Here is a 12023-nt window from a genome sequence, read left to right as displayed (position 1 = left end):
CCAAAACAATAATCCTAGTTAAGGGGGAGTTGATCCCACTACTTACATGAAGTACAACTTACTATTAACAATAAATTACGCCTTCTCCAAACTCACTCTTACTGACTTACTGATAGGTGTATTGCTTTTGTCAGCATACTCGTGGATAGGAATTAGCGGATTTGTTTCCGGGAAATACGCCGCCAAGTTGCCTTGTGGGATCTGGTAAGGAATGACTAAAAACTGAAAGACCCTCCGCTCTTCTCCATCATAATTGCTCATGATATTGACTACATCCATTTTCTTGAAATTCTCCCGCACCATGTCAGCTTCATTCATAAACAGTACCCGTCGCTCATTGTGAATGCCTCTGTATCGATCATTAAGTCCGTAGATTGTTGTATTGAACTGATCGTGTGAGCGAATGCTCATTAATAGGTATTCGTTTTCCTTTAGGTTGTGAACTGGAAGTCCAGTCATGCTGAACTGAGCTCGCTGGTTTGGTAGTTTACTGAAATCCAAATCTCTCACATTGTTAGGTAAGTAATATCCAGAACCTTCCGACTTCGTATTCATGTCTTTGAAACTGGTAATTACTTCGCCTAGTTTTTCTCGCAGCAACTCATAATTAGATCCCAATAATTTCCATTTTACAGGATGATCATCTCTGAAATATGTTGCTGCAATTCCTGCTACAATTTCCGGTTCACTTTTGATTTCATCCGAAATAGGATCAAGAAATCCTTTGGATTGATGGACTATTCCCATGCTATTTTCCACCGTGAAATGACGTGGTTTACCATCTTTCAAATCCTTGTCTGACCTGCCAAGTGTAGGTAGAATGAGTGCGGTTTTACCAGTAATCAAATGACTGCGATTGAGTTTGGTGCTGATCTGAACGGTAAGGTCGCAGTTCTGAAGTGCTTTGGCAGTATATTCTGTGTCGGAAGCGGCTGATACAAAGTTGCCACCTAAGCCTACGAAAATCTTTGCTTTTCCCTCGTACATGGCTGGAATTGCTTTGACCACATCTACACCCTCATGTTCTGGAGCATTGAAGCCAAAAACATTTTTGATCGCCGCATTCAGTTCTTTTGAGACAAAATGCATGATTCCTACACTACGGTCTCCTTGCACATTACTATGTCCTCGAACCGGGCAGGTCCCTGCGCCAGGTTTGCCAAGGCTTCCTTTAAGAAGTAGAAGATTGACGCACTCCTTGATGTTTTCTACTCCGTTTTTGTGTTGGGTCAGACCCATAGCCCAGCAGATGATGATTTTGCTTTTTTTGGATAAAAGCGCCACTGCTTCGTCAACAAGTTTCTCGTTTACGCCACACAGTTCAAGTAATTCCTGTTCGCTGTGTGTGTCTAGATGTGTTAAAAGCGACTCATATCCTTCGGTGTATTTAACTATGAACTCATGGTCGAAAACTTTCCCTTCTAGCTTATCTAATGCTGCCAGCTTTTTCTCAATGAGTTTCAAGAGGGCAACATCCTGATTGATTTTTACCTGAAGATATATGTCCGTTAACCCATGGCCATTCAGCAGCATCCCGCTTATCTCCTGAGGATTTCTGAACCGGATCAATCCGGCTTCCCGCAGCGGATTGATACTGATTATTTTACCACCATTCGCCTTGCATTTTTCCAGCGCTGAAAGCATTCTTGGGTGGTTTGTTCCGGGGTTTTGCCCGATTACCATGACTACTTCGGTTTGATCGAAATCCTCCAATTTCACAGAGCCTTTGCCTATTCCCAAGGTTTCAGAAAGACCAATTCCGCTTGATTCATGGCACATATTGGAGCAGTCAGGCATGTTGTTCGTGCCAAAAGCTCTAGCAAAAAGTCCGTACAGAAAGGCAGCTTCATTACTGGATCTGCCTGAAGTATAGAAAATAGCTTCATCTGGATTTGAAAGCGCATGTAAATGATCCGCAATTAATCTAAATGCCTCTTCCCAGGTGGTCTCCTCATAATGGTTGGAGCCTGGCTTAAGGATCATGGGAGCGACTAATCGACCGCTTTTTCCGATTTTGTAGTCAGACCAACGCGAAATTTCCTGGATAGAATAGTTGGAGAAAAAAGCATTAACAACCATGCTGGAAGTGGCTTCTTCTGCCAAAGCTTTTGCTCCATTTTCACAGTACTCAGCTATTTTAGATCGATGCTCAGGATCTGGCCAGGCACATCCGGGACAGTCAAAACCATCTTTTTGGTTCATGTGAGAAAGTGTCTGCAACGACTTAAAAGCTCCCATTTCTTTGAAGGTATGCTGAAGAGCGACCTTTACCCCAGTGAATCCGGCTGCATAAGTAGCAGGGCTTTTAAGTTCAATTCCGGTGAACTCTTTGGAGCTTTGAGTTTCAATGTTCTTTCTCGTGGATGAAGACATAAATTGGCAGTTCTCTGTGTCGTTTTCTATAAGTTAAAGAAAGATGAAGGTCAAAATGTTTAAGGGTTAGACTTTCTCTACTGCTTTACCACATCCGAATATGCGGAATTTAAAGCTTCGAATATCACATCTTTCGCGACCCTTTGAAGGTCAAAAGTGGTCCATCCTTTTTCTCCCCACTTATTGGGAACTGGATAAATAGATACCGAGTCATATTCACAAAATGCTCTTTGTTCATCCAAGGACAAGACAAGGTTCGCCGTTTTAGATTTCTCATGTAGCGTTGCGAAGATTCGCTTTTTCACAACTTTGAAAGCAGTTCTGTCAAAATGAGGTGCGCTTTCAGTTCCTGGTAAGGAAAGCGCCAACTGCGAAAAGGATTCTGAAGTTATCATTGAGCTATTTGATGTCATCCACAAGTTGACAATTCCAGCTTAAAATAAAAAAGCGGATTGAGTGCTTACCCAATCCGCTTTGTATCTGAAAATTTGTCTGAGTTAGACAACAGTTACAAATTTCTCCTTTGGAGTACGTACTTTCTTCATGTTAACTAACCAATCGCCTTCTTCGTTTCTATAGCCAAGAGGCAAAACGATTACGCTACGAAGACCTTTGGATTTTAGGTCTAGGATTTCGTCCAAAGCCGCTGGATCAAAACCTTCCATCGGAGTGGAATCTACCTCTTGCTCAGCAGCTGCAATCAGTGCAGTTCCAAGTGCTATATAAGCTTGCTTTGCTGCATGATTGAAGTTTTCTTCTGCAGTCTTTGCAGTGTAAGAAGCCAATAGATTAGTTCGGTATTCGTCCGTTACAGAGTCTGGAAGGTTTCTCTGCTCATTATTGTATTTGAATACACTGTTAATTCTCTCCTCTGTATAGTTGTCCCAAGCTGCGAAAACCAACACGTGCGAGGCATCAGTGATTTGGCTTTGATTCCAGGCGATGGACTTGATTTTTTCCTTTACTTCTTGGTCAGTGATCACCAAAATCTCGTATGGCTGCAATCCTGAAGAAGAGGCAGAAAGTCTTACTGCTTCGAGAATGTAATCTACTTTTTCTTGAGGAACAGGAGTTCCATTCATTGACTTAGTGGCATATCGCCAATTCAGATTTTCTAAAACTTGCATAATAAGTTGGTTCAGTTTTCAAACTTCCGAGGTTCTATCCGAAAGCAATAAATACCAAACATATTGCTCAGCTTAAAGTTCAATGTTTAGAAAATAAATGTATATACATTGAAAATTTTTGATTTATGTTAAAACGAAAAGTGAAGGCTTATTACTTGGTCAGGATTTTTCTTTACTTCTTTTTGAAAAGCTTTTTCCCCAGTGAAATGATCCCGAAAACAGCAAAACCTACGACTAATCCCATCAGGAATTCGGTGATTATGCTTGGAATGGAAGGGAAGAGGTGATGAAAAAAGTCAATATTATGGACGAAAATCCCTCCAGAAACCAAGAGCAACGCAATGGTGCCCACGAAGCCCATACCTTTGATGATTTTCGGAAGTGCACTGACTAGCACTAGACCAACTTTATCAGAAAAACTATCTTTCTGCTCATTCATAGCGATCAGCCTGTAACCAAATTCATCCATACGGACGATTAGTGCTACAATTCCGTAAACCCCTACAGTAGCGATCAAGGCAATGGCAGTAACCACTAGAATTTGCTCCAGAATCGGCTCACCTACTACAGTGCCCAAAGCAATAATTACAATTTCCACAGAAAGGATGAAGTCAGTGACAATTGCAGATTTCACTTTTTCTTTTTCTTTGGCGAGAATTTGTTCTTTTGTCAGATCTTCCGCAAGGTCAACGTGTTTTTCATGATGGTGTGGCACAAGGTATTCATAGATTTTCTCCGCTCCTTCATAGGCTAGATATAGTCCGCCGATAATCAGAATGATCGTGACAGCAGCGGGCAAAAATGCACTGAGCAAGAATGCGATTGGGAGAATGATGATTTTATTCAGTAGAGAACCTTTGGTGATGGCCCAGAGCACTGGGATCTCCCGATCTGACACAAAGCCAGAAGCTTTTTCGGCGTTTACTGCTAGATCATCTCCCAAAATCCCCGCTGTCTTTTTAGCAGCCACTTTGGTCATTACCGCCACATCATCCATTAATGTTGCGATATCATCTAATAGTGCAAATAGTCCTGAAGCCATTTCTTTTCTTAAAAATTATTGAATTTTTTTATTCCAAAATTAATGTAATGCAGACGAAGATAGTTTGCTTCATTCACCTGCACAAATGAAGGTTTTCTAAATGTGTTCGGTTTGTGAAAGCTTTTCTTGCTTGATGAAGGTATCTCTTCACTAGATATGACAAAGTCCAAGCCATGGTTTGAATAGTAGCATCTTTTGGCATATCGTGCTGGATTAAAATTTCAGTATTTCTTCAGTCATAGCAAAGAAAATCAAACTAGCTTTGTGCGAAATTTATGAGGCTCCAAACAGGAGGATTTCCTAACATAAAATAAACGCATGCCTTATTTAATCAGAAAAGCCAATTTTTCGGACCTGAATCCTTTGGTGGAAATGGCTAGAATTTCATTTTTAGAAGCTTTCACCGAAGGAAATAAAATTGAAAATGTCAATGCTTACCTAGAGGAGGCATTTACCGAAGAGCAGTTTTCGGAAGAAATGGAGAATCCGGCTTCTTTGTTTTTTTTGCTCGAAGTGGACGGAGAACTTGCTGGCTATGCAAAAGTGAATTTTGTGCCTGCACAGACCGATCTAAATGATAATTCAAGTTTGGAAGTAGCTCGTTTATATCTTCTTAACAAGTACATAGGACAAGGATTAGGTAAGGTTTTGCTAAATCACACTATCAATTTTGCGAAGCTAAACCGGAAAAAGTACCTCTGGCTGGGCGTTTGGGAAAAGAATATCCGAGCAATCAAATTCTACGAAAAGCATGGTCTAAGTATTTTCAGTTCACATCCATTTCCGTTTGGTGATGAGATCCAAACTGATTTTTTGATGCGGATTGACTTTTGAAATAAGGGTGGGGCCTAAAATCTAACCTAGAATTGAACTGCTAAGATGGTAGGTTATTGAATTTATCTCTATTTTCATTCTTCAATCAGCCAGTCTAGTTTATGATGAATAAATCAATTTTTTGGATTCTCTTAATAGCTTTTCTTGGAGCATTGCTCTATACCCAGACATACAATTATGGCTATACCGGAGATGATGGAATATATGCTTACTACAATAGAGTGACACAAAAGGGTCTGGAAGAGTGGACAGAATTGTTCCAGTATGGCTCGATGAATTTCATCCAGATAAATCCGGTAAATACCAGTATCTACCGTCCGTTTACGCTCCTGACTTTCGCAGTAGAATATGCCATTTTTGGGGAATTTGAAGCAGGAAATGGTCACGTATTCAATGTGATACTCTATTTTGGAGTGCTGGTAATTTTAGGGCTGCTTTTAGTGAGGATTTTTGGAAAAAGGAATCTGCCCATAGTACTTCCCCTACTGATTCTGGCACTCTACGCATTTCACCCGATACACACTGAGGTGGTGGCTTCGGTCAAAAGCAGGGACACTTTATTGGCTTCGCTGTTTGCATTTTCGGCTATTTTGATCTGGTTTTCAGAAGATAAGAGGCTTAGCATAGCCAAGGCGGTTTTGGTCGGGCTTTTGTTTTTTCTGTCTTTGCTATCCAAAGAGGAAACATTGACCCTGATGGCTGTAGTCGTGTTCTTGGGGTATTTTATCCAGAAGAAAAGCTTATTGGAATCATTGAAAAATGTGCTGCCCTTTGTTCTACCTTCTGTTATTTACTTACTCCTACGAGGGATGGTTTTGGATGATGCCGCTACTACTTACAACTCTGTGATCAACTCTATTCTATACAAAGCGGAGGGAGGCGAGAGGTTGGCGACGAACCTGTATATTTATTTGGAGTACGTGAAACTGCTGTTTTTTCCACACCCCTTGTCCTGGGATTATTCCTTCAGCCAACTGAAAATTCAGACCTTTTCCAACCCTATGGTTTGGTTGAGTGTATTGTTCTTTGGGGTTCTGATCTATTTTGCAGTAAAGGGCTTTAAGAGCAGGAGCTTTTTCAGTTTTGGCATCCTCTGTTATTTCGCTACGTTTTCCATTTTTGCCAACCTCACTGACTCCTTAATCATCGGGTCAAACCTGGGAGAACGCTTTCAGTTTATTCCGTCCTTGGCATTTTGTCTCTTGGTAGTTTATGGTATTTATCGCTTGCTTTTACTGATGAAAGTTGAGAAAGTAGGGCTGGTTATGCTGTTGATTTTGGCACCGGTATTTTTGGCTTTTTCATGGAAAACACTGGATAGAAACAAAGACTGGAAGGATTCTCTTGTCCTATCAAAATCCGGTGTGGAAGCTGCTCCAAATAGCTGGAGGACACATATGATGTACGCAGAGGAACTTAGACTGAAAGGAAAGTCCATAGAAAAAACATCCCCCGATTCGGCCTATGGTTATTTTACGGAATCCGTAAAGCATTACGACCGCATGTTTGGGATATTGGGAAGAGACACTTTGGTCCCTCAGTACCTCAATACACTGGCAGAGGTGCTTATCGGGAAGAAGGACACTGCAAGGGCTTACGATGTGCTGGAACGAAGTGTGAGGAGGAACCCGAAAAAGCACTACGGTTGGTTCAAATATGCTTCCCTGTCTTATGATCAGGGTAAATACGACAAAGCTGAGGAGCTGTATCTGCGTAGTCTGAAGACAGACGATCCCAATCTTGCTGCGACTTATACCAATCTGGGCTTGACATACATTCAATCCAATCAATGCCAAAAGGGGATAGCTGCTTTTGAGAAATCTCTGGAGCAAGAAGATAAGGAAGAGGTGAGAAAATATCTGGCTTATCTCTATACTAAAGTAGGCGATAATGAAAATGCAGCGAAGTATTCCGATGGAGTGGATGTTGGGGAAGTGGCCTTTCAGATGGATATGAAGGCAGGGAATGATGCTTTTAAAAAGTCAGATTACGCTGTTGCTGTGGAGAATTACAAATCTGTAGAGTATGATTATCAGGAATATGGTGGGGCAGACAAGTACCCGACTTATTTTGCGGCTTTTGGGAAGTCGCTTTTGGAGCTGCAGGATACGCTGGGGGCAAAGAGGAGGTTTCTCAAATCATATGAAAATGAAAGTACCAATGCGGTGGTACTTACCAATCTGGGGACCATCGCCTTTTATAAGGACAAAAATTATCCTTTGGCAGAAAAGTACTTTAAAGAGGCGATAGCTGCCGGCCCTGATGATTTTTTCTCGGCTTACACCAATCTAGGTGCATCTCTGATTGTGCAGCGAAAGGAAGCCGAAGCTATTACAGCTTATGAGAATTCGCTACAGTATGGATCAAACCGTGGTGTGTTGAGTAATTTGATGCTTTTAAATAAAGCTATAGGTAATGATGAGCGGATGAAGTTTTATCAAAGCCAGCTTGACAAAAACTAAAAAAGACGACCATTTGGGTCGTCTTCGGATCTATAAATAGGGTGTTTCAGGATTGTTATTCCTCTCCCAATTCACCTCGTTCAGCCATTTTTTGCATTTTCTTATTTGCATAGATAGCCACTTCCACTCTTCTGTTTTGCTGGCGGCCAGCTTCTGTCTCGTTGGTAGCAGTTGGCTGCATTTCGCCATATGCAGTGATCTCCATTCTGTTTTTAGCGATCCCATTAGAAGTCAAATAATCTTCAACAGAATAAGCTCTTCTACGGGATAGATCCATGTTGTAATCTTCTGCACCGGTATTATCAGTATGACCTTCCACCAAGATATTAGTCTCATCATACTTTTTTAAAGTTTCCGCTAGTTCGGTCAAATTCTGTTTAGAAACTTCACTTAATTCTGACTTATCCACCGGGAACATCAAGCCAGAGTCAAAGGTGATTTTGATTCCCTCTCCCACGCGCTCTACAGTGGCTCCCTCCAGATCACGCTGAAGTTCATCTGCTGCTTTGTCCATTTGATTACCGATAATTGCTCCTGCAGAGCCACCGATTGCAGATCCTATCAGTACGCCCACGGCTGTATTTCCTTCACCAGCGATCACTCCGCCAAGTACTCCACCCGCGGCACCGCCGATTGCTCCGCCTTTCACGGCATTACTTGATTTACAACTTACAGCTCCCAAAGTAGTCGTAGCTATAAGGGATGCCATTAAAAGTTTGTTGGTCGTTTTCATAATCATATGTTGTTTTATGCAGTCATTAATCCAATTCATGTACCATGTCAGTATTGACCCAGCTGAGCCTGATTTACCTTATTCTGTATGGGAAAATATTCCCGATTCTGTGGAGGCATGGGAAAGAAATGAAGTTGATCCACCAAGTATGATGCGCTCATTCAACTTTACCAAGCTGTTATTAGTGATGATTGGATTGCTTGCCAAAGCTGTAGCAGGTATTTTTGTGGAAAGATTATTTTATGAAAAGATTTCAAGCGCTTCTGCTAGTTGTTGTTTTAGCTTTTTCTACCGTTTCTTTTGCACAGGAAAAAAATCACGAACCCATCGTTATTTTGATTTCCCTGGATGGGTTTCGTTACGACTATGTAGAGCGTTTTCAACCGGAAAATCTAAAGAAGTTTATTGCCAATGGAGTGGCAGCAGAAAGCATGATGCCGTCTTTTCCCAGTAAGACTTTCCCAAATCACTACACCATAGCCACAGGTTTGAAACCTGAACATCACGGTTTGGTGGACAATTCATTTTACGATCCAGAGAAGGATCAAACCTACGGAATCGGCAAAACCGAGATCGTGCAAGACGGTTCTTGGTATGGAGGTACACCGCTTTGGGTGCTGGCGGAGCAAAATGATATGGTATCAGCGAGTTACTTTTTTGTAGGCTCAGAGGCGGATGTGCAGGGTGTATATCCTACTTATTATTATCCCTACGATGGGAGAGTTAGCAATATGACCAGAGTCACGGAGGTGTTCAAATGGCTGGAGCTTCCGGAAGAAAAGCGTCCACGATTGATTACCTTGTACTTTTCAGATATGGATGATACAGGGCATCGCTACGGGCCATCGAATGATGAAAAACTAACCACAACTTTGACAAAACTTGACTATGAGTTAGGGGCGCTTTTCGAAGGCTTAAAAAGTTACGATTTAGATATCAATGTGATCGTGGTTTCGGATCATGGAATGATGGATGTGACGCCGGACCACTTTATCAATCTGAGTGAATTGACCAAAGATATTCCAGCTAGAATCGTCAATGATGGTGCCTTGGCTCATGTGTATCTAGAGGATAAAAAGGATAAGCAAAAAGTGATTGAGGCTCTGGAAAAGTCTGATTTGCCGATTCATATCACCGATGTCGATGACAAGGAAAACTACCAGGATCTGATGTACAAAGACAGGATTGGGGATATTTTGATTATTCCTGACAGGAACTATTACTTGGCTTGGGAAACGACGCTCACACGCATGAAGGACAATATGGATAGATTAGATACAGAGGTGTTTGGTGAGCATGGATACAGTCCTGCTTACAAGGATATGCATGCGATCTTCTATGCTAATGGTCCGGCTTTCAAGTCAGGGTTGGAAATTGAAACTTTTCAGAATATCCATGTGTATCCTTTGATATGTAAGATTCTTGGCCTTCCTACTCCTGACAATATTGACGGAAGACTGGAAGTACTAGAACCAATTTTGAAGTAGAAGAATGGATAAAATAGATATAAAGTCGAGAAAGGAAGTTGATTTTTTGGTAAGACGATTCTATGATCAGATCAGAAAACATGATTCCCTCGGCCCAATTTTCAATGGAGTAGTCAAAGATTGGGACACGCACTTGATTCATTTGAGTGATTTCTGGGAAATGATCTTGTTGCAAACTGGACCTGGGGCTGGGAAATTTAATCCTGTGAAAGTTCATAGACAAGTCGATGCTGAAGTGGATAACAGCATAGAACAGGCTCACTTTGGAAATTGGCTGGAACTATGGTTTCAGACCTTGGACAGGTATTTCGAAGGAAAAAATGCGAACTATGCCAAAGAGCATGCAAGAAGAATGGCGCACATGCTGTTTATGAGGATTTGGGAAGCGAGGGTGAGGTAAGTATCAGTTTGTAGTGATCAGTTTTCATTCGCAGAAAATTATGTAAAGTAAAAAGTAAGCAGTGAGAAGTGCTGGATGTAAAGATTCTTGCTAGCTTATGACCACGTTAACTTTATCCCAAAATAATGAAAAGAATCACCTTCCTCCTGTTATTTGTTTCCATACCCTTTTTCGCCCACAGCCAAACCAAAAAGCTCTTCGATGGAAAAAGTCTAGCTGGCTGGTATATGGATGTTCCGGATCTGGAAGCTGACAGTTCTTTGCGTATTCCTTTTATCATTCGGGATGGTCTTTTGGTGAGTTTGGGTACTCCTCAGGGCCACTTGATTTCAGAAGCAGAATATGATAATTACACGTTGGAGCTTGATTATCGATTTGCAGGAGAGCCGGGAAACTGCGGGATATTGGTTCATGCTTCTACGCCAAGAGCTTTGTACGGCATGTTTCCACAGTCTATTGAAGTGCAACTGATGCATAGTAATGCTGGCGATTTCTGGTGTATAGAACAGAATATCGAGGTAGAGGATATGGAAGCCAGACGTGGTCCGAAGGAAAACTGGGGAGTAAACGGCAGGAAAGAGCGACGAATCAAGAACCTGACCGATGACTCAGAAAAACCACTAGGGGAGTGGAATCACATCAAAATCACCTGTGATGCAGATAAAGTGACCGTCTGGCTAAATGGTGATTTGGTCAATGACGGTTTCAATGCTACAGCTACCCGAGGGAAAATCGCCTTGCAGGCAGAGGGTGCCGAGGTGGAATTCAAGAATATCTTGCTTACCGAGCTTTAAGGAAATGTTCAATTCTCTTGCGCTATTTAAGCACATGGATAAGTTGTAATTATTTGGATAATGGATAGTTATGATAAATAACATGTATATCCGCTTTCTCACCAGTAGCCAAATTTTATTAATGTTCACCTCGACTTCGCTCGGTGACCGTTAGTATTCTAAGTTGGGATGGGAGGAAAATGCGGCGCAGCCGCATTTTCCTCCCATCCCATCAATATCCCGAATCCGGAGGCCGAGCGAAGTCGAGGCCATTTTGATCTACTGGCATCATTACGGATAATCATATAAAATAAATCGAAATGTCATCTTTAATCCTTCGGTCTAAGTTGTATATAAGGTTCGTAACCATTTTCCTAGTTAAAGTGATTGCACTATAGATAATGATAGGTTCTCTGAGAAACAGTGGGGTAATTGGATTAGGATTTGTAACTATATGTGTATTTATGCTGCCGCATTTTTATGTTGGATTTAATGTAATAAATGGATCAAAATTAAATCGATTATTGCTTAGTACAATCGTAATAATAGCCTCTGGCTCTTTATTGATTTTTGCGATATGGGTAGACACTAACACAAATGACTTTCATTTTAATCCGACGGGAGGAGGTGATCTGCCTAGGGAGATTAAATATTTAATTTACTATGTATGGACGTCTATAGTAATTTGGGAAGTAGTACTTTTCTTCAGAGCAACTATGATGAAGCAACTGAAGAAAAAAATTCTCTGTTAGCTTAAGTAACCAGTGATCCTGATAGTAAGTCATCGAAAAT

Annotated in this window: 10 protein-coding genes; 5 read left to right on the top strand and 5 right to left on the bottom strand. The window is 41.3% G+C overall.

Translation table 11 applies throughout. The features are described 5' to 3' along the window. Window positions 1-75: 75 nt before the first annotated feature. The 4 genes from BM386_RS20255 to BM386_RS20240 all read right to left on the bottom strand — a co-directional run bounded on the left by BM386_RS20255 (window position 76) and on the right by BM386_RS20240 (window position 4542). A complete protein-coding gene (locus BM386_RS20255; protein ID WP_091697534.1) occupies window positions 76-2373 on the bottom strand; it encodes an FdhF/YdeP family oxidoreductase in 2298 nt (765 codons plus the stop codon). Between the two features lie 77 nt (window positions 2374-2450). Then, entirely contained in the window at window positions 2451-2768 is a 318-nt protein-coding gene (locus tag BM386_RS20250; RefSeq protein ID WP_091697644.1) for an MmcQ/YjbR family DNA-binding protein, read from the bottom strand. Between the two features lie 102 nt (window positions 2769-2870). Continuing rightward, window positions 2871-3500 carry an NAD(P)H-dependent oxidoreductase gene (locus tag BM386_RS20245; protein WP_091697533.1) on the bottom strand — a complete coding sequence of 210 codons (630 nt, stop codon included), beginning with the start codon at window positions 3498-3500 and terminating at the stop codon, window positions 2871-2873. Window positions 3501-3672: 172 nt separating this feature from the next. Then, window positions 3673-4542, bottom strand: coding sequence for a DUF808 domain-containing protein (locus tag BM386_RS20240; RefSeq protein WP_091697531.1), 870 nt, complete (start codon window positions 4540-4542; stop codon window positions 3673-3675). A gap of 318 nt (window positions 4543-4860) precedes the next feature. On the opposite strand from BM386_RS20240, the gene BM386_RS20235 reads away from it, so the two are divergent. Together BM386_RS20235 and BM386_RS20230 are read left to right on the top strand one after the other, a co-directional pair. Beyond that, on the top strand, window positions 4861-5376 hold the full coding sequence (locus tag BM386_RS20235; protein WP_091697530.1) for a GNAT family N-acetyltransferase: 516 nt from the start codon (window positions 4861-4863) through the stop codon (window positions 5374-5376). Between the two features lie 104 nt (window positions 5377-5480). Next, complete coding sequence (locus BM386_RS20230; RefSeq protein ID WP_170857139.1) at window positions 5481-7838, top strand: tetratricopeptide repeat protein; 2358 nt, start codon at window positions 5481-5483, stop codon at window positions 7836-7838. Between the two features lie 55 nt (window positions 7839-7893). On the opposite strand, the gene BM386_RS20225 is transcribed toward BM386_RS20230, so the two are convergent. Continuing rightward, window positions 7894-8571, bottom strand: coding sequence for a YiaD family glycine zipper/OmpA-like lipoprotein (locus BM386_RS20225; protein ID WP_091697526.1), 678 nt, complete (start codon window positions 8569-8571; stop codon window positions 7894-7896). Window positions 8572-8813: 242 nt separating this feature from the next. Here BM386_RS20225 and BM386_RS20220 point away from each other — a divergent pair, with 242 nt between their 5' ends. From BM386_RS20220 to BM386_RS20210, 3 genes are all read left to right on the top strand, one after another. Next, complete coding sequence (locus BM386_RS20220; protein ID WP_091697524.1) at window positions 8814-10058, top strand: alkaline phosphatase family protein; 1245 nt, start codon at window positions 8814-8816, stop codon at window positions 10056-10058. Window positions 10059-10062: 4 nt separating this feature from the next. Beyond that, complete coding sequence (locus BM386_RS20215) at window positions 10063-10458, top strand: group III truncated hemoglobin (protein ID WP_091697522.1); 396 nt, start codon at window positions 10063-10065, stop codon at window positions 10456-10458. Window positions 10459-10583: 125 nt separating this feature from the next. Further along, window positions 10584-11252, top strand: coding sequence for a 3-keto-disaccharide hydrolase (locus tag BM386_RS20210; protein ID WP_091697520.1), 669 nt, complete (start codon window positions 10584-10586; stop codon window positions 11250-11252). Window positions 11253-12023: the final 771 nt, after the last annotated feature.

The sequence above is a fragment of the Algoriphagus locisalis genome (genome assembly GCF_900116615.1).
In the GTDB taxonomy this organism is placed as follows: domain Bacteria; phylum Bacteroidota; class Bacteroidia; order Cytophagales; family Cyclobacteriaceae; genus Algoriphagus; species Algoriphagus locisalis.
This window is presented reverse-complemented; position numbering and strand designations above follow the sequence as displayed.

Bases quoted from the DNA above. Each gene is read 5' to 3' on its own strand.
- BM386_RS20240 (WP_091697531.1), bottom strand. From the start codon at position 4,542: ATGGCTTCAGGACTATTTGCACTATTAGATGATATCGCAACATTAATG.
- BM386_RS20255 (WP_091697534.1), bottom strand. From the start codon at position 2,373: ATGTCTTCATCCACGAGAAAGAACATTGAAACTCAAAGCTCCAAAGAG.
- BM386_RS20245 (WP_091697533.1), bottom strand. From the start codon at position 3,500: ATGCAAGTTTTAGAAAATCTGAATTGGCGATATGCCACTAAGTCAATG.
- BM386_RS20235 (WP_091697530.1), top strand. From the start codon at position 4,861: ATGCCTTATTTAATCAGAAAAGCCAATTTTTCGGACCTGAATCCTTTG.
- BM386_RS20220 (WP_091697524.1), top strand. From the start codon at position 8,814: ATGAAAAGATTTCAAGCGCTTCTGCTAGTTGTTGTTTTAGCTTTTTCT.
- BM386_RS20215 (WP_091697522.1), top strand. From the start codon at position 10,063: ATGGATAAAATAGATATAAAGTCGAGAAAGGAAGTTGATTTTTTGGTA.
- BM386_RS20230 (WP_170857139.1), top strand. From the start codon at position 5,481: ATGAATAAATCAATTTTTTGGATTCTCTTAATAGCTTTTCTTGGAGCA.
- BM386_RS20250 (WP_091697644.1), bottom strand. From the start codon at position 2,768: ATGATAACTTCAGAATCCTTTTCGCAGTTGGCGCTTTCCTTACCAGGA.
- BM386_RS20210 (WP_091697520.1), top strand. From the start codon at position 10,584: ATGAAAAGAATCACCTTCCTCCTGTTATTTGTTTCCATACCCTTTTTC.
- BM386_RS20225 (WP_091697526.1), bottom strand. From the start codon at position 8,571: ATGAAAACGACCAACAAACTTTTAATGGCATCCCTTATAGCTACGACT.